Origin of the sequence: Marinilactibacillus sp. XAAS-LB27, assembly GCF_036039175.1 — a bacterium.
Taxonomy (GTDB): Bacteria; Bacillota; Bacilli; order Lactobacillales; family Carnobacteriaceae_A; genus Marinilactibacillus.
This window is the reverse complement of the sequence record NZ_JAYXKP010000004.1, coordinates 1-24,166: the sequence shown is the minus strand read 5'-3', so window position 1 is coordinate 24,166 and position 24,166 is coordinate 1. Positions and strand designations below refer to the sequence as shown.

General features: G+C 36.1%; 26 protein-coding genes. 4 read left to right on the top strand and 22 right to left on the bottom strand.

From position 1 onward, the window contains the following. Positions 1-7: 7 nt before the first annotated feature. The 8 genes from VXN63_RS06445 to VXN63_RS06410 all read right to left on the bottom strand — a co-directional run bounded on the left by VXN63_RS06445 (position 8) and on the right by VXN63_RS06410 (position 6,645). The gene (locus tag VXN63_RS06445; RefSeq protein ID WP_327757197.1) at positions 8-592 is read right to left on the bottom strand and encodes a TetR/AcrR family transcriptional regulator; all 585 of its coding nucleotides are present in this window, start codon (positions 590-592) and stop codon (positions 8-10) included. Between the two features lie 21 nt (positions 593-613). Continuing rightward, complete coding sequence (locus tag VXN63_RS06440) at positions 614-1,378, bottom strand: DNA alkylation repair protein (protein ID WP_327757196.1); 765 nt, start codon at positions 1,376-1,378, stop codon at positions 614-616. 2 nt (positions 1,379-1,380) lie between these two features. Next, the gene (locus VXN63_RS06435) at positions 1,381-1,809 is read right to left on the bottom strand and encodes a VOC family protein (protein ID WP_327757195.1); all 429 of its coding nucleotides are present in this window, start codon (positions 1,807-1,809) and stop codon (positions 1,381-1,383) included. A gap of 152 nt (positions 1,810-1,961) precedes the next feature. Continuing rightward, entirely contained in the window at positions 1,962-2,513 is a 552-nt protein-coding gene (locus tag VXN63_RS06430; protein WP_327757194.1) for a GNAT family N-acetyltransferase, read from the bottom strand. 259 nt (positions 2,514-2,772) lie between these two features. Then, the gene (locus tag VXN63_RS06425) at positions 2,773-3,705 is read right to left on the bottom strand and encodes an aminoglycoside phosphotransferase family protein (protein WP_327757192.1); all 933 of its coding nucleotides are present in this window, start codon (positions 3,703-3,705) and stop codon (positions 2,773-2,775) included. A 105-nt stretch (positions 3,706-3,810) separates the two neighbouring features. Then, positions 3,811-4,662, bottom strand: a complete 852-nt coding sequence (locus VXN63_RS06420; RefSeq protein ID WP_327757190.1) for a MurR/RpiR family transcriptional regulator — start codon at positions 4,660-4,662, stop codon at positions 3,811-3,813. 36 nt (positions 4,663-4,698) lie between these two features. Next, entirely contained in the window at positions 4,699-5,580 is an 882-nt protein-coding gene (murQ, locus tag VXN63_RS06415) for an N-acetylmuramic acid 6-phosphate etherase (protein WP_327757189.1), read from the bottom strand. Then, complete coding sequence (locus VXN63_RS06410; RefSeq protein WP_327757188.1) at positions 5,581-6,645, bottom strand: DUF871 domain-containing protein; 1,065 nt, start codon at positions 6,643-6,645, stop codon at positions 5,581-5,583. 223 nt (positions 6,646-6,868) lie between these two features. On the opposite strand from VXN63_RS06410, the gene VXN63_RS06405 reads away from it, so the two are divergent. Further along, positions 6,869-7,789, top strand: coding sequence for a VOC family protein (locus tag VXN63_RS06405; RefSeq protein ID WP_327757187.1), 921 nt, complete (start codon positions 6,869-6,871; stop codon positions 7,787-7,789). 109 nt (positions 7,790-7,898) lie between these two features. Here VXN63_RS06405 and VXN63_RS06400 read toward each other — a convergent pair whose 3' ends face one another. From VXN63_RS06400 to VXN63_RS06375, 6 genes are all read right to left on the bottom strand, one after another. Continuing rightward, on the bottom strand, positions 7,899-8,765 hold the full coding sequence (locus VXN63_RS06400; protein WP_327757186.1) for a helix-turn-helix domain-containing protein: 867 nt from the start codon (positions 8,763-8,765) through the stop codon (positions 7,899-7,901). A gap of 250 nt (positions 8,766-9,015) precedes the next feature. Continuing rightward, positions 9,016-10,092 carry a mechanosensitive ion channel family protein gene (locus VXN63_RS06395; RefSeq protein WP_327757185.1) on the bottom strand — a complete coding sequence of 359 codons (1,077 nt, stop codon included), beginning with the start codon at positions 10,090-10,092 and terminating at the stop codon, positions 9,016-9,018. A 49-nt stretch (positions 10,093-10,141) separates the two neighbouring features. Continuing rightward, on the bottom strand, positions 10,142-10,867 hold the full coding sequence (locus VXN63_RS06390) for a DUF624 domain-containing protein (RefSeq protein WP_327757184.1): 726 nt from the start codon (positions 10,865-10,867) through the stop codon (positions 10,142-10,144). Positions 10,868-10,893: 26 nt separating this feature from the next. Then, positions 10,894-11,712, bottom strand: a complete 819-nt coding sequence (locus tag VXN63_RS06385) for a carbohydrate ABC transporter permease (RefSeq protein ID WP_327757183.1) — start codon at positions 11,710-11,712, stop codon at positions 10,894-10,896. Next, positions 11,712-12,572: a carbohydrate ABC transporter permease gene (locus VXN63_RS06380; protein ID WP_327757182.1), complete on the bottom strand. Its 861-nt coding sequence runs from the start codon at positions 12,570-12,572 to the stop codon at positions 11,712-11,714. The genes VXN63_RS06385 and VXN63_RS06380 overlap by 1 nt, the downstream gene beginning before the upstream one ends. Positions 12,573-12,669: 97 nt before the next feature. After that, a complete protein-coding gene (locus tag VXN63_RS06375) occupies positions 12,670-13,995 on the bottom strand; it encodes an ABC transporter substrate-binding protein (RefSeq protein ID WP_327757181.1) in 1,326 nt (441 codons plus the stop codon). A 349-nt stretch (positions 13,996-14,344) separates the two neighbouring features. Here VXN63_RS06375 and VXN63_RS06370 point away from each other — a divergent pair, with 349 nt between their 5' ends. Both VXN63_RS06370 and VXN63_RS06365 read left to right on the top strand, forming a co-directional pair. Beyond that, on the top strand, positions 14,345-15,370 hold the full coding sequence (locus tag VXN63_RS06370; RefSeq protein WP_327757179.1) for a N(5)-(carboxyethyl)ornithine synthase: 1,026 nt from the start codon (positions 14,345-14,347) through the stop codon (positions 15,368-15,370). A 372-nt stretch (positions 15,371-15,742) separates the two neighbouring features. Beyond that, positions 15,743-16,066, top strand: a complete 324-nt coding sequence (locus VXN63_RS06365; RefSeq protein ID WP_327757178.1) for a hypothetical protein — start codon at positions 15,743-15,745, stop codon at positions 16,064-16,066. Positions 16,067-16,338: 272 nt separating this feature from the next. Here VXN63_RS06365 and VXN63_RS06360 read toward each other — a convergent pair whose 3' ends face one another. The 6 genes from VXN63_RS06360 to VXN63_RS06335 all read right to left on the bottom strand — a co-directional run bounded on the left by VXN63_RS06360 (position 16,339) and on the right by VXN63_RS06335 (position 22,029). Beyond that, positions 16,339-16,887: a GNAT family N-acetyltransferase gene (locus tag VXN63_RS06360; RefSeq protein ID WP_327757177.1), complete on the bottom strand. Its 549-nt coding sequence runs from the start codon at positions 16,885-16,887 to the stop codon at positions 16,339-16,341. Between the two features lie 583 nt (positions 16,888-17,470). Further along, positions 17,471-18,430, bottom strand: coding sequence for an NAD(P)H-dependent flavin oxidoreductase (locus tag VXN63_RS06355; RefSeq protein ID WP_327757176.1), 960 nt, complete (start codon positions 18,428-18,430; stop codon positions 17,471-17,473). Between the two features lie 179 nt (positions 18,431-18,609). Further along, positions 18,610-19,941, bottom strand: coding sequence for an NtaA/DmoA family FMN-dependent monooxygenase (locus VXN63_RS06350; RefSeq protein WP_327757175.1), 1,332 nt, complete (start codon positions 19,939-19,941; stop codon positions 18,610-18,612). Positions 19,942-20,064: 123 nt separating this feature from the next. After that, positions 20,065-20,559, bottom strand: a complete 495-nt coding sequence (locus tag VXN63_RS06345) for a flavin reductase family protein (RefSeq protein WP_327757174.1) — start codon at positions 20,557-20,559, stop codon at positions 20,065-20,067. Between the two features lie 182 nt (positions 20,560-20,741). Next, complete coding sequence (locus VXN63_RS06340) at positions 20,742-21,167, bottom strand: MarR family winged helix-turn-helix transcriptional regulator (protein WP_327757173.1); 426 nt, start codon at positions 21,165-21,167, stop codon at positions 20,742-20,744. Between the two features lie 139 nt (positions 21,168-21,306). Then, the gene (locus tag VXN63_RS06335; RefSeq protein WP_327757172.1) at positions 21,307-22,029 is read right to left on the bottom strand and encodes an NADPH-dependent F420 reductase; all 723 of its coding nucleotides are present in this window, start codon (positions 22,027-22,029) and stop codon (positions 21,307-21,309) included. A gap of 203 nt (positions 22,030-22,232) precedes the next feature. Between VXN63_RS06335 and VXN63_RS06330 the strand changes: the two genes are divergently transcribed. Then, positions 22,233-22,604, top strand: a complete 372-nt coding sequence (locus VXN63_RS06330; protein ID WP_327757171.1) for a winged helix-turn-helix transcriptional regulator — start codon at positions 22,233-22,235, stop codon at positions 22,602-22,604. Between the two features lie 179 nt (positions 22,605-22,783). Here the strand turns inward: VXN63_RS06330 and VXN63_RS06325 are convergent, their stop codons facing one another. Next, positions 22,784-23,095, bottom strand: a complete 312-nt coding sequence (locus VXN63_RS06325; protein WP_327757386.1) for a polymorphic toxin type 44 domain-containing protein — start codon at positions 23,093-23,095, stop codon at positions 22,784-22,786. A 28-nt stretch (positions 23,096-23,123) separates the two neighbouring features. Continuing rightward, positions 23,124-23,699 (bottom strand): hypothetical protein, encoded by a 576-nt coding sequence (locus tag VXN63_RS06320; RefSeq protein WP_327757170.1) that lies wholly within the window; start codon positions 23,697-23,699, stop codon positions 23,124-23,126. Between the last annotated feature and the right edge of the window lie 467 nt (positions 23,700-24,166).

The following is a 24,166-nucleotide window of genomic DNA, read 5'->3' as shown; positions in this document are numbered from 1 at the left end:
AGAATATCTATTTTCTAAAGCCATTCAATATTCCGTTAATAATATTCTCAGCTTCTTTGGTGGCTTCTTCTTTATCTTTTTGCTCCGCTACCCACAAAGATAGATCGTTTATCGCTCCTGATAAAGCACTTGTTAGAGCAGCCGAAGATGTTTTCTTAATTGTCCCATTTTTTTGTAGATATTCGATCTGTTCCTGTAATAAGCGCATAGAGTGTTTTTGATCAAGCTCACGAAAGGTTTGCCAACCTAATACTGCGGGTCCGTCTATTAATAATATTCGATAAAACGTCTCTTTGGAAACAGTCTGAACAAAAAGCAGACATCCTTGTATCAATTGTTCCCAAGGATTTTGAATCTCTTCATCTACCTTATTGATTTCTTCCGCTACTCGTTCATGAGTCTGTTCAAACACGGCATAAAATAAGCCTTTTTTGTTTTTAAAATGATGATACACTGCCCCGCGGGTTAATTGAGCGGTTTGTACAATCTCTTCCAACGAAACATCATGGTATCCATTCTCTGAAAATAATCTAGCTGCAATATCTATTAACTGTTGAATAGTTTGGTCTGTTACTTTTTTTGTTCTTTTCATACTATCGTGCCTTTCTAAAAATCATTTTAAAAAAGATTGAGCTCTACTATCTCCTTGTTTTGCCAAGGTTCTTAGTCCTCTTTTTATAACGCCCGGGTGGATTGACTGTCCTTTTTCCTGTATCCATGATAACACGATTTCTGGTTCATCTTTGGATAAATCATTTAAGTGATTTCCCACGGATTTTCTAACATACTCAGAGGAGTCGTTTTTCAAAGCATCCAGTAAAAGAAGATTTTGGTGAATATCCGACTTTAGAAACCCCATTTTTTTGGCCCACGGAAGTCTTGGTCGTGTCCCCTCGCTTACCAAACGGCGTACATGAGCATTTGAATCTTCTCTCCATTGATATAGATACGCTAGACATTGATCAGTATTCTTCAGTATAAAGGGACGAATTGCGTACTCGGAAGTATGACGTTGTGTGATTTCATAAAGAGCATCCATAGATTGCTCTAGATGTGACACTCCATATTTCTCCACATAATAAGCAACCGGCATGAGAAAATAACCATTTGTGAACATACCACTTTCTTTTAAATTTTTCGGCCCCAAAATCATCATCAAAAGTGAAAGTGCCTGCGGATAGTCTTTAGGTAGTGCAGCGTACAACTCTTCAGCAATGACTGCGACTCTCTCTTTCAATTCCTTATCTTGAACTCTGATCGAAACGGTTTCGATAAACTGTTTGCTCGGAAAGCTCTGATCTTGAGTTGTGAGCAATAAAGCCAATTTTTCGGCTAATGCTTTATCAAAATAATATTTGATCGGATAGTACGCTCCCAAGATTATCCCTCTTCTCTCGTATCCTCTTTGTAATTCTCGATATAGGTTTCATCCATAGGAATCACTTCTATAACATCTATAAGAATGTTGTTTGGATCACTAATCATAAAGTGTCGTTGACCAAAAGCTTCATCACGCAAGGATAAGTGAATCGGCAAGTGATTTTCTACGACTAATTTTTGATAAATACTGTCTACGTCATCCACTTCTATATTTAGTAGTAGCCCTTGTACTGGTTTTCTAAATTTCTCGGGTATAGTCTCGTGTTCGGAATCTAGTAAAGCTAGCTCATCCCCAGTTTTACTATTGACCAGGCTAACGTACCAATCTGCTTCAAACGATATTGAATAATTAAAATATTTTGTATAAAAATCACGGCTAGCTGCAATCTTATCCGTCATTAATACAGGGTAGAAACTATTCCAATTCACTTAAATCACTCTCCTTTAATTTATAAATACACTTTAACATACATACAGTACGTATGTAAAATAGTGCAGTCCTTTAAACTGAATTATATTGTTCTATATAAAAAGACAAGCGAAGCCTCTAATAGCCTGCTCGCTTGTCTTTTTATCTGAAGTCATTCTCTTAATGTTCTTGTTGACTCTTGCCATTCTTCTCGCAAAACACCGTAACGAATGGAGTCATAATAATGATTATTATGGAATCTGACTTCTCGAAGCCTTGCCTCAAGGGTCATCCCTAATTTATCTCCAAGCGCCATCATCCGTTTGTTTCCAGACCAAGTCGCAAAACCTACTCGCCTTAACGGTAGTGTTTGGAACAAGTGGTTCACCCATAGATTCAACGCACGTGTTCCAATCCCTTTTCCCCAGTTCTCAGATTCATAAAGAACAATCCCACACTCTAGCCACTTAGACGGTTCATGTTCCCAGTAGTACGTGACCACACCTACAAATACACCCGCAACTTCTATCGCCCATGCGTCATCTTGTCCTACCCAATGATCAGAATCGGTCAGAAATTCCTCGTACGTTTTGCTTTGATGAGGATAATAAGGCGCATCCCACTGTTTCCACTCCGGTGCTTCTTCTTTACAATCTAGCTCCCAAAACCTCAATAAATCTTTTGATTCTATTGGGCGAATCGTCAGTTCATTATCCGTATACATTTTATTCCTCTTTCCTCAGTTGTTTTTACGCTGAAAAGAAGAATACTGTTGCTTCTTACTTTTCAGTCACCAGTTCATTCATTATGTAAGTCATTTAAATCACTCCTTTAAATTATTATGTTTAGTTTAGCATACCAAACCTTTCAACAGCTAGGTTTACTTTTGTCAATAACTCAAGTAGATATACAAAAAGCCAACCCTTTACATCGATTTTCAATCTAATGTCAAAATTCTTCTCTATTATCAAAAATAACGCTTATTATTTTTCTCCTTCTTCACTTTTTACTAACGATCTTAGTCGCATTTTGAACCGGTTAGTTATTTCAAGTCCATTGTTTGGCTCTTCTCCATTCTCCAATGCCCAACAGGCTTCAAGAACACCACGGACGATTCCCCATTTTGTGATGCGTATTTGGTCTAAATTCAAATAAGAGGACATCCACCGTATTCTCCGTTCTAAAACAATATCTGAATCGCCCTGCCGATTTATGTAATTCAACAAATATTGAATGGTCTCAAAATGAGTATCTCCAAACAATCCTTTTGGATCAATAACCTTCCAGCCACCGCCTTGGTTCTTCAATATATTCCCGTGGTGCAAATCTCCATGAATCAACACAGGATTTGTAGTCGTTTGAATCAGTTCTTCTAATAACTGTTCAGCTAAGATCATCTCTTCTTCTGGAATAACGCCAGTAGTTCCCTCATTTTCTCGGTACCGCCCTAGAGCAGAGAACCATTCAACCAATGTCGGTACACCTTCACTGTTAATACTATCTTGCTTTTGATGGAGTCGATCAAAGACTTGGCAAAACTGTTCAACCTCTTTTTGATCATCTCCTATCTCTACTAGAGAATTTCCAGGGACAACTTTTTCGAGTAAGAGTGCACCAAGTTCCTCATTGTAATCCAAAACTCGAACACCCCCTCTTTCTTCAAATGCCTTTAGAACATCTTTTTCTTTTCTGAGTGATTCTTTCTCAAATGATAGTTTCAGTACAACAGGTAACCCACCAACCATGCCTTCTGCAACATAATTATAGGATAAGTCATCGAACGGTCTGAGGTGGTGAACACCAAAAATCGCTTCGCTCTTTGATAAGAGATCAGGTAGCGCACTGACCCAGTTCTCAACTTTAGAACCGTAGTTCTTTACCATTAATTCCTTAAAATTCTTAGGAATCTTCGTCATTGTTACCACCCTTTCTATTTTTTTATAATACTTGATCCACTTGTATATACAAAAACCGCTAAAGCAATCACAATTGCTTTTTAGCGGTTTGATTTGTATGGACGATTACGAACTATATTTCTCGATCTGCTCTCTTGAATACCTTATTTGATCAATAATCTTATCGTAGTTTTTTGAAGCATACGCATAAAACAAGATATCTACTAAAATAAACTGAGCGTGTAAAGAACTGGTTGCGGCACTTCTGACTGCCCCTTCTTGCGCTCTAACATGTTGAAGTGAGATGTCTGCCTTTTTCGTTAAACTATTCTTACCAAATTGGGTTAGCGCAATCGTTTGACTCCCATTTTCTTTAGCCAGTTCCATGATTTTAATGATTTCTTTTGTCTCTCCAGAATTGGAAACACCTATAAAAACCTGTCCTTTTTTTGTAGAAGACATTGCCGCAAGTAAGGCATGTGGGTCTTTGAAGCTGATACATGTTTTGCCGATTCTACTCCACTTATGCGCAATATTCTCTGCCACCAAACTTGAAGCGCCAATTCCAAATAGATAGATGATGGAAGAAGCTTTCATAGCTTCTACAGCTTCTAACAAGGGCTGTTCTTGAATAACAGAAACAGTATCTTGCATCGTTTGAAAGGCGTTTCCAAGTAACTTATCCATAATATCTTCTAGTGGTTCGTCTGGCGTAATATCTGAATAGCCAACCGGATTGGTATGCGTAACTTCTCTTGAAATCAGTACCTTGAGCTGAGTAAAACTTGAAATGTCCACTCGCTTACACAACCTGATGACGGTCGCTGCACTTGATTCAGAAGCTGTCCCTAATTTAGAAGCCGTCATGTTCACGATTTCTTCTGGTTTATCCAAGATAAACTCAGCAATTTTCTTTTCCGCTCTGGGTAATTGGTCTTTAATACTATTGATTCTTCCTAAAATGTTTTTCTCAGTCATATGATCCGTCCTTTGATGCTTTTAATGAACTGCCCTTTAGTCTCTTGATTGAATGGACTGACGCACACGACCGTTATGTTCCTCTAGCAGCGCATTAGCGTCCTCCATGGTTGTGTTAGCTAGAATCTGAACGATGGCTGTTTTGACAGAACCAGATTCTTGATAGTACTTTTCAGCTTCTTCAAATGAACACTCCGTCGCTTCCATAATAATTCTTTTAGAACGATCTACCAACTTTTCATTTGTCGCCTGAACATCTACCATCAAATTCTCGTAAGCTTTACCCAATTTTACCATAGTCACGGTAGAGATCATATTCAGTACAAATTTCTGAGCCGTCCCAGCTTTTAGTCTTGTAGATCCCGTTAAGACTTCTGGGCCAGTTGCTACTTCTACAGGGAAATTCGCCAGTTTACTGATGGCTGCATCTGCGTTATTAGAAATGGATCCAGTTTGAGCACCGACTGAACGCGCATAAAGAAGCGCTCCTTTTACATATGGTGTTCTTCCACTTGCTGCTATACCGATCACAACATCTTTTTCACTTAATTCAACATGTTTCAAATCTTCTTCAGCCAATTCCGAGGAGTCTTCTGCTCCTTCTACCGCTTCTACGACTGCTTTTTCTCCACCCGCAATGATGCCTTGCACCCATTCAGGTGAAATACCAAAAGTCGGCACACATTCAGCAGCATCTAGTATGCCTAAGCGCCCACTCGTTCCAGCGCCCATATAAAACAAGCGCCCACCTTTTTCCATACGTTCGTATACCGCTTCAATCAATTGGTTGATTGCATCCAGATTTTCTTGGATGACCGTTGGAACAGTTGCATCTTCTTCATTCATCAATCGCGTCATTTCTTTTATAGATAAACGGTCCAGCTCCATCGATTTCTGATTTCTATTTTCTGTACTCATTTACTCTGACCCCTCCATAAATTGAAATTTTACGCCTTCAATAATGTACTCGAGTAATCCAAGCGATTTCTCTTGAACACTGGCCAGTACATTGACTTTATCATCTGCTGGTAACGCCCTTTTTGTAATCTGTAGTTCTCCCTTATATCTTCTGTATAAGTCGTTGTCCAGTGTGACCGTTCCAATTGGTCGATCCTTTACAGCACGTGGCTGGATTTCTTTTGTTTTCAGTACAACGCGAGAATCTTCTGAACGAACCACATCCCTAGCCACATCTTGTCTATTTCGATGGATAGCATAAAAGTTTTCTGGCAGATCCTTCGATAGTAATTGAACAGGAAGAACCATCAGATGCTCTTTTTCCCATTTAACGATTCTATCCAGAGCATCTTCTGTCATCATGATATCTCCAATCAAAACCTCGTCTACAAGGTAGTGTTCCTTAAGTTCAAGATAAGCTAGTAAAGGGTCTGTCCCTCTGTGTGCTTCCAGTGTTGGTAGTCCCGCATAAATTGGACCTCTTTTCTTTAAATCACCTGGAATAAAAGCTTGAATAGTGAATCCTTTTTCTTTTAAAAACTGATTTCTTCTGAGAAAAAAGGCCAAGTCCAATCCTGTGTTTTCTCTAGGATAGTAATTGTGGCATACCGTAATATTGGTGAGATCCAAACCAGCTTCTATTAAGGACTGGCACGTTTCTTCAGTAATTGTACTGGCGTTCAATACAATCTCAAAAGTGTCACTGAGTTGTTTGATTTCTTTGTGAGAAAAACCATAATCCATTCTCAAACTTGTCACGCCAAGATCTGTAAAAAAAACTGTTGCTTCTTCTTTAGATAGACCGTACTGCTCAAGTGTTCCTGCTGAAACATCGACCGTAAGCGTCATATGATTCAATTGGATTTTGGATAGAATCTTTTTAAGTCCAATTAAGGTTTGTTTAGGATTCTCTTCTGGTATATGAAGAGAGGTGAATAGCTTTTTGATGCCTCTCATGTGTAAAATATCTATCATTTTAAGATTCATTTCTTCGCTCTCTGACAAATAAATCGATGCTCCCAGCATAATCGAACATCCTCTCTGCTTCGCAATAGTTCATTTCCACTTTATTATGTATGAAATGAAATAATATTTCAATTTTTACACTACTATTTTAGTGATTTATTTTAATTTTAAATGTACTTGATGATCTGTTGACATTGTTATCCGATAGGAATAGAATACATTTATGAATATTATTACGAATTAGAGATAAATTTATATGAGGTAAATATTAGGAGGGTAAAAAATGAAAAAAACAACGAGTATTCATCACGTCTCCGCAATTGTTGGTAATCCTAAAGAGACTGTCGCCTTCTATTCATCCGTTCTTGGATTACGATTAATCAAAAAAACGGTAAACTTTGACGATCCAGGAACGTATCACTTATATTTCGGAGATGAAACAGGAAGCCCTGGAACGATCATGACCTTTTTCCCATGGCCAAATGCTTATAAAGGAACTGTTGGGACTGGACAGGTTGGTACGACCTTCTTTCAAGTGGATACAAGAGCGTTGGATTTCTGGTTAGAGAGACTCCAATCTTTTAATATTGAAGTTGCTCGCGAAACAGTATTTGATGAAGAAACACTTTACTTCAGTGATCCGCACGGCTTGAGTTTAGGTTTAATTGCACGTTCGGGATCCCTCACTCATCCATGGGCATCTTCAGACATTCCCGATGATAAAAAGATTTTAGGATTCGCAGGCGCTCAATTATTATCAACGCATGTACACAAAACATCAGAATTGGTCAAACAATTTTTTGGGTTTGAACAAGTAGCAGAGTCTGCCACCTATACTAGATTCAAAGCTAGCGAACAAGTTGGGCATACGTTGGATATCAAAAAAGTAGAACCCGTTACTGGAAGTTTCGGAGTCGGTACTGTTCACCATATTGCTTTTCGCGCAAAAGATGAGGCGGATCAATTAGAATGGCAAAACTTCTTAATGGATAATGGTTACCCAACGACCGAAATCAAAGATCGTGATTATTTCAAAGCAATGTACTTCAAAGAACATGGAGATATCATTATGGAAATCGCTACAGATACACCTGGATTTTCTGTCGATGAACCTATAGAGCAGTTAGGCGAAAAGCTTCAGCTTCCTGAATGGTTAGAGTCAAAAAGAATTCTGATTGAACATCACTTACCACCATTAAGCTAACGTAATAAAAAAGTATTTGCTTCTCTTTTAGTTAGATGTCTCATTTGCTTCTCTACAAAAAAAGGCACAGAATCGATCCGCCTGGGACAGATACTGTGCCTTTTTTGTGTTATCCATTCTGTTCTACTTCCGTTTCTGCCAATTCATCGATTGCTAGATTTGCCATTGTAACGAATCGTTCATTTTGTTGAATATCGAATATAAATGCAGCTTTCTTATACGATTCGACCGCTTGGCGAACTTGATCCAAATGTTCTAAACAATACCCTTTTTGATAAAAGAAATCCCCCAGTAAAAAGAGTGTATTGTTCTGAATCAGTAACTCCAGTCCCTGTAATACTTTTTCCAGTGACTCGCGATTTTTTTCTTGCTTGGAAAGACATAAAGAATAATTCAGCAATAGCTTCGCTTTCTTTTCATGTCCCATCCATTCTGAGAAAGACTCGAATCCTTTTTGGTAGTACTCTTCAGCTTTCTTGTATTCATGGATTCTTTGATACTGGTTTCCAATACTATCAATGATTTCGACACGTAATTCCCCTTTTTTCGTGCCTTCTTCGATAGAAATCAGATGATTCAGTGCTTTTTTGTAATCTCCATCTCTGTGCGTATACAACAGCCCTTTTATCCACTCGAAAAATAGCTTATCATCCCCTACAGATCTCGCTATTAACTCATGGTTCGACTCCACTAAGTACGCCACCGAATCATATTCTCTCCGATCAAGATGTTGTCTGACCATTCTACATAACTGACTCACTTGAGAATGTCTTGTTTCCAAAGAATCTTCTCCATAAAAGAAACTCATGGGTGTATCCATTCTATCCGCGAGTTTTTCCATCAAATCTCGACTAGGTCGAACTTTTTGTTTCTCAAGTCGACTAACCATAGCTTGTGTACAGATACCTTCAGCGAGATCGATTTGTGTCATGCCAATTTCTTTTCTTCTTCTTTTGATTTTCTCCCCTAATCTCATGTCATGATGCCTCGTTCCCTTTGTAATATAAATATAATTATAATAATCTCATTATACCTAAGCTCATGTGACATTTCTATACTTTTTTTGGGAAATATATAGGATATATTGAATAGTATAGTCGGTTTCTTTGTATGGATCTTACAAAGCAATTGACTGATTATTTTTTTCACTGACTTTTTTTATAACTCATGATCTTTTAAAAGAAAAAATCTGGCCCATCAATTGAGTCAGATTTTTAGAAAATTCTTTATTTTTGAGAGGGGTCAATCATGTGCAAATCTCTTTGTGGGAAAGGAATTTCAATATCATGTTCATTGAATTTTTCAAATATCTTGAATCTTAAGTCACTCGGTACACGAAATTCTCTTTCATCCGTTTGTTGATCAATCCAAAACCAAACCTTGAAGTCCAAAGAGGAATCTCCAAAAGCTTCGAAAAACACTCTAGGTTTTGGATCGTTTAATATATTGTGCCATTTCTCTTCTTTTAACTCCACAACTGATTCTTCTAGTAATCTTTTGACTAGTTTGACGTCACTATCGTAAGATACACCAACCTGTATGGAAATTCTTAAACGAGTATCGGCGTAAGAACGGTTGATAAATTTTTCTTCCAAGAAAAATGAATTTGGAATAATCATTCGCTCATTCGCTCTTGTCCGCACAATCGTTGCACGCATTTTAATTTCTTCTACATCCGCAATCGTATCATCAATAATAATACGGTCGCCCACCTTCACGGGACGTTCAAATAAAATAATCAGACCTGAAATAAAGTTAGACATAATGTTTTGAAGTCCAAACCCAATTCCAACTCCTAATACACTGACGACAACGGTCAGACTTGTTAGGTTGAAACCTAAAGAAGAAAGAGCCACTAGAATCGCAATCGCTACGACGACGTATTGAAATAATGTATTGAATGTTGCCTGCATTCCTCTATCTAATTCATATTTTGAATACAGAGTAGGAAGCACATACCGTTTGACTGCATTTGAAAACCGGACAGCAACCACTACAACAAACAAAACAGCTAAAACCAAGAAAATGGAGACGTTCGTATCTCCGAAAACAAACAATGTATCGTAAAGCCAAGGTGTATTCGATAAATAACTCAATAGGAAAATGATGAGTATAAAAAGCGTACTCCAGTTAAGAAATGTTTTCCATAAAGCGACCAATCTTTCAGATTGAATCAATCGTTTTCCAATTTTCTTTAAAACAAACCTGATAACGAATATCCCAATAACGCCAAGGATTCCACCTAGCCAATACGATAATCCTGCGTCATTTAAATACTCGATCCAATTTTCAAAAATTGACACACACTCGCCCCTTTAACTTTGTTTATTTACCATTGTATCAAATTATGTGTTAAACCTCTAAAATCTTGCTAGTATCTAGTCTTTTCGAATTCTGTTTACTCAGACGCATTATCTTGTTGTACTGCGCTTTGAACAAGAAAAAGGCACTATAAACACTGGCAGCAGGTGCTGCTAATACAAAGACAAATAAACTCATTTCAAGGGTAGCGTATAGAATCAGTGAAACTGCTAAAAGTGAACTAATAGAATAAAAGATTTTTGCAAAAACCAGCTGATGTATCCTCTTAAGTTTCCACCAGATAGGCATATTAAAGTGTGCTTGAAAAGAGAATAGCTGGATCATCATAATCAAGATATAAAAGAGTAAAACCAAGAATAGCGTGAATACCACAAAACTCATAGACCAACTATAGAACAAACCTGTACACACACCAACAAATCCACCTGTAAACATAATACCCGTCATTAAACTTTCCTTGTAGTTGGTCCTAAAGTAAGTCCAGAAAGATTTCAACGTTAAACTTCCCTGGTCTAAGATAAGATCTCTGACAACGCAGAACAAGGCTTGTGTACTAGGATAGAAAAATACCGGGAGTGTCAGCACCAGCAATGGTCCTAAAATGTAATAACTACTCAACTGGGTCACAACCAACAGTTGCGTTACTAGTAGAATCACTGGAATATTCAACATTAGCCAGAATAAATTGAATAAAAAAAGAGTCGTTAACTTATCTGAAAGCTCATATAATGTGAAATAGAATTTTCTCTTTGCCATTCTTTTACTCCTTTACTGGCGGTTTCCTATTTGACCGCACCTTCTGCTACACCTTCAACAATTTGTTTTTGAGAAGTGAAGTAAAAAATAATTACTGGGATGATTGCAATGGTTAATCCTGCTAAAGCCAGATGCCACTGTCTTGTGTATTGTCCGAAGAAATAAAACATTCGAATCGGAATAGTTTGACTACTATTTCCGAGTACTAGTGAGGGAAGCAAGTAGTCATTCCAGATCCAGATAACATTTAAAATCGCAACCGTTACAGAGATTGGCTTAAGTAGCGGGAAAATAATGCGCCAAAAAATTTGTAACTTATTGGCGCCATCCATTCTAGCTGCCTCATCTAAGGTAACGGAAATCCCTGTCATCGCTCCGTGGTATAAAAAGATGGATAAACTACAACCAAAACCAAGATACATAATAATGAGCCCAACACGATTCAGCATACCAATTTGACCAAAGTTTGAGGTCAACGGAATCATAACGGATTGAAAAGGAATCAACATAGCAGCAACGAATAGCAGTAGGATCATACTACTCAATTTACTTTTGTTTCTTGCTAATGCATATCCAGCCATTGAAGAAAAGAGAATGATAATAACTACGCTCGCTACCGTAATCATTAATGAGTTGAAAAACGAACGCACAAACTGTAAATCTTCAAAAGCTTGTTGGTAATTCACAAAATTCAATTCTGAGGGAGGGGTCAATACATTTGAAAAGATACCTCTTGGGTCTTTGAAACTATTTACAATCATCAAATAAAATGGAGAAATCCATACGAGTCCTAGTAAAAGACCAAAAACTTCTAGTACATAAATCGACCATTTTTTCTTTTTCATTATAGGTCCACCTCTCTTTTCTTATTGTAGTAAACCTGACTTAGAGAAATGATCGCTACAATGACAAAAAACACAATGGCTTTTGACTGACCGTAAGCCATTTGATTTCCAGAAAATGCTGTATCTACAATATTCATGGCAACCATTTGAGTGGAATTATATGGTCCTCCACCTGTTAAAGATAAATTTTGATCATAAATTTTAAATGAATTGGACAACGTCAAAAACATCGTTACGGTAAACGCTGGTGCAATCAAAGGGAAAATAACGTGTCTGAATTTCTGCCCCGGTGTCGCCCCATCTATTTCTGCAGACTCCATTAATTCTTTTGGCACGCCTTGTAAGTAGGCAATGTAAATGATCATAATATAGCCAGCCATTTGCCACACTGTCAGAATCACGAGTCCCCAAAACCCTGTTGCTGGCGTCGATAACCAGCCTTTCAGAACTTCGACACCTATCACATCTCCTATTGTAGAAAAAACGCGGATAAAGATAAATTGCCAAATAAATCCTAAAATTAATCCGCCAATTAGATTCGGCATAAAAAAAATGGTTCTTAAAAGATTGCGGCTTTTCAGCTTGCTCGTTACTAGTAAAGCCAATCCCAAGCCAATAACGTTCAGTAAAATAATACTCGTTAAAGCAAATCGAACTGTAAACCAGAGAGATTGCAAGAATTGCTCGTCGCCAATCAGTCTACGGTAATGATCCATTCCCACAAATGCTGTGAAATTTAATCCATCCCAATTCGTAAAAGAATAGAAAATGCCCATAAGGACGGGTAGAATGACGACCAGTGATAAACTGAGTAGTACAGGGGTTATGAATAACCAGAATGTCATTTCTTTGTTTTTCATCTTAGGACTTCCTTTCTAACAATCATACATTCAGCTGATGCTTAAATTGAAAAGAGCCATTTTTTAATGTACCAAACGGCTCTCTTTGAGTATCCTATTATTGTCTCATCGACTCCCAAGCTTCTTTGGAAGCTTCAATGGCTTCTTCCCAAGTCATTTCTCCACCGATATAGGCTTGGAGATTTGGACCAAATTCATTTAATTGATATCCAGTCGGGAAGCCAGTAAAAACCCAACCTAATGTATCACCACTCTGAGAATAATCATAAACAATTTGAGAAAGTGGATCACTAATTTCTAGATCTTCGTATCCTTCATAAGCTGGAACAAAATTAAATTCTGATACGACAAAATCTTTTCCTTCATCTGATAAATACATCCAGTCTAAGAAGTCTTTTGCAGCTTGAACCGTTGCATCATCATTATTGTCATTCACTGCCCAGTAATTTGGAACACCTACCGGTAAACGATCTTCGTACCCTTCTAACGGAATTGGAATCATCCCTACATTAGATTCCGCAAACTCAGGATCCATTTGTTCTAGCGTAGGATAGATCCAGTTTCCTTGTTGAATCATAGCGACCTGTCCCAAAGAAAAATATTCTTCAACTTGTTGAGAGTAATCCAGACTCAATACAGGTTCAATTGAGTAGTCCACCTGTAAATCTAACATTCGTTGGAATTCATCTGCTCTTTCAAAAGCCAATGTTTCTGCGTTATAAGCTTCTAGTGGACTTTCGTTTAATTCAGGAGATAAATAAACATTCGCTAGATGGTCTCCCATAACCCAGCTTTCAGCTCCCGGCAACGCAAATACCGCTTCGATTCCGAGCGTTTCTTTTTGGCTATCAATCGTCTCTACAGCATCTCTCAACTCTTCATAAGTCGATAGTGCTTCCGGGTCAATTCCAGCTTGTTCAAATACTTCCATATTGTAGACGAATCCATACCCCTCGAGATTATACGGAATCGCATCGATTCTACCATCATCATGAGTAACATTTTCAATCGTTCCTTCTAAAGCTGCCGCTGCTGCATCTGTGTCGGACATATCAGCCATCGTATCTTGGAATTGTTCAATTTCATTTGGACCAGCAACACTGAATATATCCGGTTCATCCCCTGATGAGAACCTTGTTGTGAGTTGTGTAAAATAATCCGTCCCCCCACCTACAGAAGTGATCTCAATTTGAACGTTATCGTTCTCTGCCATATATTGATCTGCTAATTCATTGAACTGCGTATTAAACTCGACCTTCCCTTGCATGATATTCAGTTGAATCGTCTCTCCGCTTGAGTCATCGTTAGAGCCCATACCTCCAGGACCAGCGCCGTCCTCATTCCCACAAGCCCCTAAAAGTAATGCACAGGCTCCTACAAAAAATATCTTGTTACTATTATTTAAATTATTTTGTATTAACATATTGTTCTCCTTTCTTATTCTCCTAACTGCGCTTATCTGCCGATTGATATCATATAGTTAATAATATCCTATTTATTAATAATTTAACTTTAATACAACCGCTTCCATTTTTGCAATTCAAACGATTAAGCTTCTCTCTAATTTCTATGATTTTTGATTTTTAAAAATAAATAATTGAAGTTCGCATTCATCTTCATTCCTATACCTAGCATAGCTTTGGAGCAAAAAACTTTATTTTTATTACGATTTTATTTATCTGTTTATTTGTAAACCCTTTCTATTAGTGACATAATAGGTTATCATGTACCGTTTTTTCGTTTACTTTTATTAAAAACAGGAGGTTGCAAATATGCTAAAAAAAACCGTTAGAACAATTGGATTTGTGAACAGTCATAAATCCGGTGAAAAGCGCATTGCCCTATTACCCAAAGACATTGTGCAACTCAAGCATACAAGAGCCTTATTTTTTGAAGAAGGTTATGGAAGCGATTTAAACATCTCTGATGCGGAGTACTCTGATTTAGGGTGTCAAATCGTACCTAGAGAGGTTGCTTTAGCTCAAGATATCGTCTGTGATCCTAAAATTGGAGATTCTACTTTTATTAAAGACTTACTTCCAGGCCAAACCTTATTTGGATGGGTTCATGCTGTTCAAAGTGAAGATGTTACCGATACTTTAATTGATAATAAGCTCACTGCCTATGCTTGGGAAGATATGTATGAAGACAATCGACACTCTTATTGGCGTAACAATGAACTTGCAGGAGAAGCTGCCGTCATGCACGCTTATCAGTCAAATGGTGTTATGCCTTATGACACAAAAGTCGCTATTTTAGGACGCGGGAATACTGCTCGCGGAGCACAACGAATCCTGACAAGTCTTGGAGCTGATATCAAAGTTTATAATCGTAATCAAGAAAAATTATTCCAAAAAGAAATGACAGAATTCGATGTGATCGTTAATGCCATATTATGGGATACATCACGCGAAGATCATTTAATTTATCAGTCTGATTTAAACCGATTCAAGCCAGGTACAATGCTCATTGACGTCAGTTGCGACGAGCACGGTGCCATCGAAACCACTGTCCCTACTTCTCTTGAAGACCCCATCTACGAAATAGACAATGTCATCCATTACGCAGTCGACCATACACCCACTATTTTTTATCGTTCCTCATCTAGTGCTATTTCCACTGAAACCGTTAAGTATATAGATGATTTAGTCGAAAATCGTCCTAATGAGATTTTAGATAATGCTCTGATTATCGACAACGGACTAATCATAGACGAACGCATCAATCAGTACCAGAACAGAACGCTCTCTGATGAAATGAACGTACTGGATACAGAAGATTCCACTTCATTTAGCTAAAATGAACTTTCAATAGAATCGTATAAAGTATAAACGTACATCATTATTAGGTGCTTATTCCCAGAAGTTATGCTAATCTGACTATTGGGAATAGGCACCTAATGATTGTAGCGCATACTGTAAAAGACCACCGAATGTTAAATCATTACTCTAACATTCGGTGGTCTTTTTATTTGCATGTATGTTCACTTTATTTAGTGTACTTCTCCTTTGGGGAGAAAATGAAGTGGTAACGCCTGTCAGAATAAAAATAGTAGGCAACTTTATCAAACCAAACTCACCCCTCAATGCTCTCGCTTGACTGAGTGAAATACACGTAGCATAATTAATAAAACGTATGTTACTAATGATATACGGGACGGAGAGTGGATTATGGGTAAGAAAAAAGATAAAGCCAAAAAGAAAGAAGAAAAAAAAGCTAAAAAGGCTAGAAAAAAAGAAATAGAAAAAAGTAGTTCGCCATTAGAAAAAAGTCCAAAAGAATTGAAGAGCCCTTCAGAAGTAAACAAAGAAGATAACAGTCAGTCTGAAGTAACGAAACCATCGAGTTTACCCGAATTGGAAAAAGAAAAAAAAGGCTCCATGAACCTTTCAATCACGCCTACTAATAAAAAGAAATTAAAAGACATGGCTCAGTCAGTCAATATGAGCGCCTCCGAATTGATTGCTTACTGGATCAATAATCAAGAAGAATAAACTTTAGAATTTGAGAAAGAGAGTGAGCTATAATAGCTTATTCTCTTTTTTTATTTCAATCTGAAGCTAGTGTTCAATAAACTTATCCTGATTATTAAATAGTCATCCCGAATAGACGCTGTTTTTTTAAAAAATTTCAGACCAAAATTAAAAACGCAACATTCTCTAATATTGTTATGTTTATCTATATTAATAGTTCCAGTACTTTTTGTTTATCTACTATACCCAAAATTCTTAAAACCATTATGTTTATCCACATAAAAAATCCAGTACTAATCGTTTACATTTTGAACTATTGGTACTGGATTATAAAGCTTTTTAAGCATAATTAAATCAGTCTGTTCATCATTTCCCATGAAAAATGAATGTTGACCAACTCTGGAAAAGCCTTTTTTCTGGTAGAAGATAAGTGCTTTTTCATTCTTTTCCCAAACACCCAACCAAATTTTACTCTTATTCTTTTCTCTGGCAACTGCTTCCGCTTTATTTATTAAGTATGTTCCGAGACCAAGTTCTTGAAAATCCTTTTTTAAGTAAATGCGTTCAATCTCGAGCGTATCGTTACCCATTACTTCTGTTTGAGCACTATCGATGTTAACTTTTAAATATCCTGCAATTTTTAAATTTACATATAAAAAATAAAAAAATGAATAAGGATTGGATATTTCTTGTTCTAATTTTTTAGGATTATATGCATTTTCCAAGTAGTCATTCATATGTTCGGGTGTATTTTGTTCTTGAAACGTTTCTCTAAATGTCTCTATACTTATTTCTTGTAACGTATCTACATCTTTGAGTTCACATTTATTTATTTCTACCATTTCAGCTATTCGCTCCTTCAATATCGAATTTTTTTCGATATATAATATGATCTTCTATTAATAGATCTTACATATTATATAATAAAATAGTTTATTTAATTGAGCAATCATAAATGCAACAATCTCTAAAAACCTTGCACTCTGGTACTTTGTATACAGTAATCTTTGAATCTTCAAAAGAAAAATAAAAGAAGAATAAAACCAATAGATAATTTTTATCTAGTAGTTTCAGTCTTTCTAGCTTTATAATTCATATTCTATTTAGTTAATGTTATGGCGCTAAATACAAAGTATATTTTCAATAAAACCTATTGGCTATCAATTTTTCAATTCGCTTATTATCTATATCTTTATTTGTAACCATCTTGCGCCCAACGTTGTGTTTATTTTTCAGTAAGCTTTTGAAGGCTCTAACTGTTCTTTATTCTATCTGAATACTTTTTATCAGCATGAATCCCTTCCAAACCTTTGTATCCTTTAGGAAGCATATATTAGTTGTCCTAAATTATACCTGTAACTAATATCATGCTAATAAAAAAAGAAGTAGTAGATAAACAATTTCTACTACTTCTTTTGAAGTACATTATTTAAAGTCTTGCATTAAGCTGTCAACTACTTCTTTTACAGTTCTAATTTCTTTAATTGCTGTAATACCAGTACCTACGGAAACAATACCATCGTTCGTATTTCCCTCTAACATACCAAAACGCAGTGCACCTGCTAATCCCATTGCTTTAGCTATTTCTTTCGGACTAGCATTTTGTTCGTCCATTTCTACTAAATTATTCGCTAATTTAGTGGATAACGAACGATAGTAAGCTGGCCATGTACGGAATAACAATAAATCTTCTGCCGTAGCATCTACAATCATTTGCTTCACATTTTCAGCTGCTGGGTTTTCTTTTGTTGGAATAAATACACTTCCTGCAAATACCCCTTCAGCACCTAAAGCAAATGCGGCACGTACGCCTCTAACGTCCCCAACCCCACCAGCTGCCATTACTGGTATATTTACAGCATCCGCAATCATTGGGACAATCGAAAACGTTCCAATGATACGTTCTGGAACTGATCCACCTTCATCGAATCCAGTTGCTACATAAATATCTGCTCCCATCTCTTCTGCAGCTTTTGCATCTTCAATAGTAGGAGTTTGAGGTCTAAAGATAATTTTTATATTATTTTCTTTTAATGGTTTAAAAATTTTTTCATCTAGTATGCCATTTACAAGAACAACGGGAACTTTCTCATCAATAACTGTCTCTAAAATTGGCCACGTATAAGTCAAGTCACCATTTACAATCAAGGTTGATCCAAAGGGCTTATTAGTTAATGCTTTTGTTTTTTGAATTTCCGTTCTCATTCTCTCCGCAGTTTTTTCGGGTGAACGAGTAACGTCAACTTGACCGGCATTTGGACCTAAGATACCTAATCCTCCAGCATTACTTACAGCTGAAACAAATTCAGCGTTAGTAATCCAAGCCATTGGCCCCTGTACAATTGGTTTCTCTATATTTAATATTTCGGATATTCTATTTGTCATTATTATCTCCTCCTGAAATTTTCTTTAACCTAAAATATAATAATAAATCTCTTTACTACTTATACATCTCATTTTTAAACTTGGTGATGGGAAACCAATGTTTATCTACAGTCTATTGATAAAATTCTAACAAGTTAAAAGCCTGATTAATCCCTTATTTTATTATTGAGCTATAAAGATTAATAGTTGAGCATTCCGTATTGGTAAGGAACTCCCATATTCTCGCGAAGTGTTTTCCCTTCGTAATCCTTATGATATAAGCCACGTTCTTGTAAAATTGGTACCACTAGTTCTACAAAATCTGCAATTCCTTCATTAGCAACATCGGGAACAATAGAAAATCCATCGCATGCTTCAGCTAAGAACCATTCTTCTAAGAAGTCAGCAACTTGTACTGGTGTCCCCGCAACTAATGGGTGATAGTTAATTACACCGTGAGCGAGAACATTGCGAATCGATATACCTTTTTTCAATAATTCTAAGGCTTTTTCAGAACGAGGATCTCTAGGATTAGGACGAGCTCTTTTCAACAGCTTTTCTTCCAAAGGTTGATCAATGTCTATTGATTCTACTGACATCGGTACACCCACCATCATCCCCAGATAACTGACTCTGTTTGGTATTTCCTTAGGATCAAAACTCATAATTTGTCTGCGTCTTTCCAAAGCTTCTTCTTCAGTTGAACCTAATGAAAACATAAAACCTGTAAGCATCTTGATATCATCTGGGTTTCTACCAAAACGGCTCGCACTTTGGCGAATAGCAGCTCTATGCTCACGGGCTGACTCTATATCGTAAGGATTAGCATAGACCCCTGAAGCATATCGTCCAGCCAATTCCAACCCTTCCGTTCCACCACCTGCTTGAAAAATTACAGGTTGGCCTTGTTCAGAAGGAGGAATGGGTAAAGGACCTTTCGAAGCATAATATTTCCCTTGAAGATTAATTGGTTGTACTTTGCCCATATTGGCAAATTCGCCCTCTTCAGTATCCAAAGTTAATGCGTCTTTTCCCCAACTTCCCCATAGTGATTGAACAATTTGAATACTCTCGTGGGCCTTACTATATCTTATTTCGCGACTATCCACACGACTCCCAAAATTGGCTGCTGCTTCGGGAGCAGATGTTGTCACCGCATTCCACCCCACACGGCCTCTACTAATAATATCTAACGCTTTGTATTGACGTGCTATATTATACGGATAGTTAAATGTTGTTGACATTGTAGCTACTAGACCAATATATTCAGTTTCTCTAGCCACAGCCATTAAAGATAACATTGGATCCATAGGATACATCGGCGAGTGAGTGCCCAAATCGTTACTCAATGCTGGCGTGTCAGCAATGAAAATCATATGAAATTTACCTTTTTCTGCTAATTTTGCCCCTTCTACATAACTATCAATATTGATATAACTTGTCGGGTCAGCGCCAGGCATTCTCCAAGAAGTGAATTCTCCACCATAGCCAGCAACCATTTGTAGTGCTAATTGCATTTTTTTGTTTTCCATTCTATCTTCCTCCTTACTGTTTACGTTATCAAAAGTATTAATACTTAGTTTGCTAACTATTAATTTTGATTGATACTGGGATATATTTATCTGCCACATCATTCGTTATACATTTATTCCTGATTAAACATGAAATCCTAACGGTATTGAGCCAGCTATTTTACGATGATACAGTAGCGGACTTTTTCCTTCTACTCGTATATTTTTCACTGATCCTATTAAAATAGTATGATCTCCTGCCTCTACTGTTTGAACTGTTTCACATTCAAAAACAGCAATCCCGCCTTCAATAATTGGCAATTTACTAGCTGAAAGTGACCAGTTTATCTCACTAAAACGATCGGAATCTTTTTTGGAAAAAGTTCTTACTAGTTCTTTTTGGTCTTCTGCCAGTAAATGTATTACAAACTTTCCGGCTTGTTTAAACGTATGGATTGAGGAAGATTGATGATCGATAGACCAGAGTATGAGAAGATGATCCATAGATAGAGAAGTAAATGAATTGATTGTTAGTCCAACTGGATCCCCTTCACTATTTATCGTCGTAACTATAGCTACTCCTGTCGGATAATTACCTAAAGCTTCTTTAAATAACTGCTTATCAGCTTTATCTAACATCTATGAAGTCTCCTTTTACTATTATTCTAGTTTATTATGATATAAATCAATGAATTTCCCTATTGATAAACCAGAATATTTATTTAGCAAGCTAAGTTTTTGGTTGGAAGTTCTCATTATATATAAACATCTATTTATTCACAAAAAAGTTTAGTTTTTTAAACCTTTTTTGTGAATAGACGCTATGACAAGTTACTTTCCATTTGCTTTAAAAGACGTCTCAATAGCAACCGTTCTTCTGGTATAGTCGATTTAAGCAACTTATTTTGTTGCTTCGTCCATCTTTCGTCAATTGGTTCTCTCAGTTCATTTCCTTCTTTGGTTAAAAAAATTCGCATAATTCTTGAATCCTTTTGGTCACGTTCTCGATAAATAAATCCATTTTCCTCTAGTGATTTAACCATATTCGTTACAGTAGGTGGTTCACAATTTAAATAATCGCATAGTTGCTTTTGTGTAATTCCATCTCCAGACCATAAGCGATTAAGTAATTTATCTTGACCAACATACAAATTGATTTCTCTTAGACTTTCACTATAATCGCGACGCATACGGAATGAAACTTTATCTAATAGCTCACGAATTTGACAATCAAGGCTGTCTTCCATGTAGCACCTCCAATTCCCCGTTATACTTAGCTTGCTAAGCATATAATGAAATATTTAAAGTGTCAATAGTATACTATGATAAATTTTAGCAACTTTTAAAAAACTGAAGATTAACTAGTAAATATTTACTCTACTAAATTTATGAATTATAAATTTCTCTATTTAAGTTTACGATATCTGAGTGAGTAAAATCAGCTGAAAAGTTCTCCATCACTTTATCTCTTAGTAAAGGTGCTTTTTCTTTATCTGCTCTTTTTAAGGCGTCTTTCAAATCTGCTTTTATTAATTCCGTACAGTAAGCAGGGGTACCTGGTTGTTGTCTCCATGACTCACTTAAAGAACCACTATCTACTGGATCGAAACCTAAATCATTTACTAGGTCCATGACTAGTTGTTTTTGTGATTGATCATCGCCTGAAACCGTCATTGCAATACGTCCACTAGTATCTTCTGGGGTTCCTTTATTTTCCAAAGTATGAGCTAATTGATTACTAATCGCTTTAATGACAGGTCTGCCTAATTGGTTGGAAACCCAAACACTTTCGACCATACCATTCTCAATGTCTTCAATTTTACTGTCTCTAAATGGATAGTAATTTGATGTGTCTATAACGATTACATCTTTACCCGCTTGATCGATAATCGTACGAATACTTGGCATTACATGAGAAGGTAGAGAGATGATAAGACTGTCAATATTTTTTATGACATCTTCTACAATCACAGGTGTCCCCGAAATTTCTTTTCCTGCCATATTATCGAATCCAAGGGTATCTGCAATTTTTACATCATGCCCTTTATTGACCAATTTTTTAGCAATATTTGTCCCTATTGGTCCAGCACCGATTATTCCAATTTTCATTAGTGTTCCTCCTAAAATTAATTTTCTTCATTTGCGATTTAATAACTATTACAAGTGATTTATACCCTTTTGAGTGCAATCTAATATTATGAAGAGGTAATTGCTTATTATAATCACAAACACTATACTAAACACATTACTCTAACTTTTGAAGTAGGCAATAAAAAAAGACGTAGTACATTTTTTTGTACTAATGAGAAGGAATGGATATTAGTATGGCTAGAATATGTAAGGATGGATTTGAAAAAGAATTTATTAATGAACATAGAGATGTTTATGGCATTGCATATACGCAAAATATACTTTCTGGACGTTGGAAATATATTATTCTTTGGTTTTTAAAAAATAAAGAACGACGGTATAGTGAAATCAAGGTATTTTTATGGGATATATCGCAAGGATCCCTTACAAAACAGTTGAGAGAATTAGAAGCAGATGGATTAATCAAACGAGAAGTTTTTCCAGAAGTACCTCCACGTGTAGAATATTCATTAACCACCAAAGGTCAGGAGTTCATTCCTATTATTGATATTATGGAAAGTTTTGGGAAAAAATATGGTGAAAAATCAAAGTAATGGATTTTGATTTAACTAATATTAAATAGTATTTGTTGTTTATTCTTCGGACAGCAAAAATGTGATTTAGTGAAAGATTCGTAAAAACGCAACAATAAGTAAGAATGTTGTATGCAAAAAAGAGGCTGGGACATAAGTCCCCGCCTCTAAATTTTTGAGATTGATTGATTTAATTTTAATTAATGTTCTGAATTATATTTATTAATTCCCAGTTGAATTTGTGTCTGATCTTTAGGGTCATCGAAGAAAGAATTATAAAATTTAGCGCTTGAAGTTCCACTGACTAATTGATACATTCCAGCCGCGCTTTTGAGTGTAACATCAGAGAATATAGCTCTTCCTACATAACCATAGTGAAAGTTGCCAATAGCTTCACCTGACATTGATCGTCCTAAATCAGAAACATTGTAAACTTTTTTAGTACCTAAAGTTGCTTTATAATCCCAATCCCCACCGCTTTTAACTTTACCGGCAAAGTATACTCCGCCGATGATATGTTTCGTTTTAAAAGGAGCTGCGTTATAGAAGTTTAGCGTTTTTTCTAGTACTCGTCATAATTGAAATTATATTAGCTTGAATCGAAAAACCAGATTTAGTTTCTACTTCCTTTTCAATTTCTAGATCATAGGGATAAGAAAATAAAAGGTTATCATCGATCGAAAGCGCTCGATTACTTACTAAAAAATTCATTCTTTCTACAAAATCAATCAACATATTTTTATCATTCTCAGAAAAATTTTCAAAATCAGATATGTTTACATAATCAACTTCTAAAAGCCCCGCTGAGTTTAAAAAAATTTGTTCTGGATTTTTTAGCAATATTCCATACAGATCTTCATCAGCTTCTATATCTTCTACTTCCAAATTTTTAGATTCATTGTACGTATCTAAAAATATTTGATCAACATCTTCTATATTATCTAAGTTATCAGAATTTAAGTAGTTATCTTCGAACTCATCAATATCAATTTTGTCGCCATTTGAAATATTTGTACGCATATTAGCTTCAGAAGCAGATACAGTGCTCATATTGAACATCACTGGACTTAATAATAGAGTTGTACTTAATAGAATAAAACTTCTTTTTAATTTCATAAAAATCCACCTTCTTTTTATTATAAGGGCATAAAAACAGCCCACCAAAATATACTAAAAGCAAGCGCCCCCATAGAAACTAAATATCCAATAATAAGTAAAATAAAAAGTATATAATTTGCGACTGGACTTTTTTTGTATCATTAAGCATATTTTTTCCATAGAGGATAAAGAAAGTTAGACATACTACTAATAATAAAATTTGAGTAATTCCTATCGGATAATATCCAAGATAAATTGGACTAAAAAGATACACTGCATATGTTCCAATAAATAGAATATCTATAACCATTAATGCAAGTAAACTCTTTTTTGTATTCACCTAAAAAATCCCCCTCTCCTTTCGCTAATAATGTTTTGATACTTAATAATTAACCGTTGGTATGAATCGAAATTAGATCATTAAATAATCAGTTTTTCTCTAGTCAAGTCCAGACTTCTGTGTAAAATGTACGATACTTTGTTTT

Bases quoted from the DNA above. Each gene is read 5' to 3' on its own strand.
- VXN63_RS06425 (WP_327757192.1), bottom strand. From the start codon at position 3,705: ATGACGAAGATTCCTAAGAATTTTAAGGAATTAATGGTAAAGAACTAC.
- VXN63_RS06420 (WP_327757190.1), bottom strand. From the start codon at position 4,662: ATGACTGAGAAAAACATTTTAGGAAGAATCAATAGTATTAAAGACCAA.
- VXN63_RS06335 (WP_327757172.1), bottom strand. From the start codon at position 22,029: ATGAAAATTGGAATAATCGGTGCTGGACCAATAGGGACAAATATTGCT.
- VXN63_RS06405 (WP_327757187.1), top strand. From the start codon at position 6,869: ATGAAAAAAACAACGAGTATTCATCACGTCTCCGCAATTGTTGGTAAT.
- VXN63_RS06375 (WP_327757181.1), bottom strand. From the start codon at position 13,995: ATGTTAATACAAAATAATTTAAATAATAGTAACAAGATATTTTTTGTA.
- VXN63_RS06345 (WP_327757174.1), bottom strand. From the start codon at position 20,559: ATGTTAGATAAAGCTGATAAGCAGTTATTTAAAGAAGCTTTAGGTAAT.
- VXN63_RS06380 (WP_327757182.1), bottom strand. From the start codon at position 12,572: ATGAAAAACAAAGAAATGACATTCTGGTTATTCATAACCCCTGTACTA.
- VXN63_RS06410 (WP_327757188.1), bottom strand. From the start codon at position 6,645: ATGCTGGGAGCATCGATTTATTTGTCAGAGAGCGAAGAAATGAATCTT.
- VXN63_RS06445 (WP_327757197.1), bottom strand. From the start codon at position 592: ATGAAAAGAACAAAAAAAGTAACAGACCAAACTATTCAACAGTTAATA.
- VXN63_RS06350 (WP_327757175.1), bottom strand. From the start codon at position 19,941: ATGGAAAACAAAAAAATGCAATTAGCACTACAAATGGTTGCTGGCTAT.
- VXN63_RS06370 (WP_327757179.1), top strand. From the start codon at position 14,345: ATGCTAAAAAAAACCGTTAGAACAATTGGATTTGTGAACAGTCATAAA.
- VXN63_RS06400 (WP_327757186.1), bottom strand. From the start codon at position 8,765: ATGAGATTAGGGGAGAAAATCAAAAGAAGAAGAAAAGAAATTGGCATG.
- VXN63_RS06430 (WP_327757194.1), bottom strand. From the start codon at position 2,513: ATGTATACGGATAATGAACTGACGATTCGCCCAATAGAATCAAAAGAT.
- VXN63_RS06330 (WP_327757171.1), top strand. From the start codon at position 22,233: ATGGATATTAGTATGGCTAGAATATGTAAGGATGGATTTGAAAAAGAA.
- VXN63_RS06320 (WP_327757170.1), bottom strand. From the start codon at position 23,699: ATGAAATTAAAAAGAAGTTTTATTCTATTAAGTACAACTCTATTATTA.
- VXN63_RS06360 (WP_327757177.1), bottom strand. From the start codon at position 16,887: ATGGTAGAAATAAATAAATGTGAACTCAAAGATGTAGATACGTTACAA.
- VXN63_RS06355 (WP_327757176.1), bottom strand. From the start codon at position 18,430: ATGACAAATAGAATATCCGAAATATTAAATATAGAGAAACCAATTGTA.
- VXN63_RS06365 (WP_327757178.1), top strand. From the start codon at position 15,743: ATGGGTAAGAAAAAAGATAAAGCCAAAAAGAAAGAAGAAAAAAAAGCT.
- VXN63_RS06390 (WP_327757184.1), bottom strand. From the start codon at position 10,867: ATGGCAAAGAGAAAATTCTATTTCACATTATATGAGCTTTCAGATAAG.
- VXN63_RS06340 (WP_327757173.1), bottom strand. From the start codon at position 21,167: ATGGAAGACAGCCTTGATTGTCAAATTCGTGAGCTATTAGATAAAGTT.
- murQ (WP_327757189.1), bottom strand. From the start codon at position 5,580: ATGAGTACAGAAAATAGAAATCAGAAATCGATGGAGCTGGACCGTTTA.
- VXN63_RS06385 (WP_327757183.1), bottom strand. From the start codon at position 11,712: ATGAAAAAGAAAAAATGGTCGATTTATGTACTAGAAGTTTTTGGTCTT.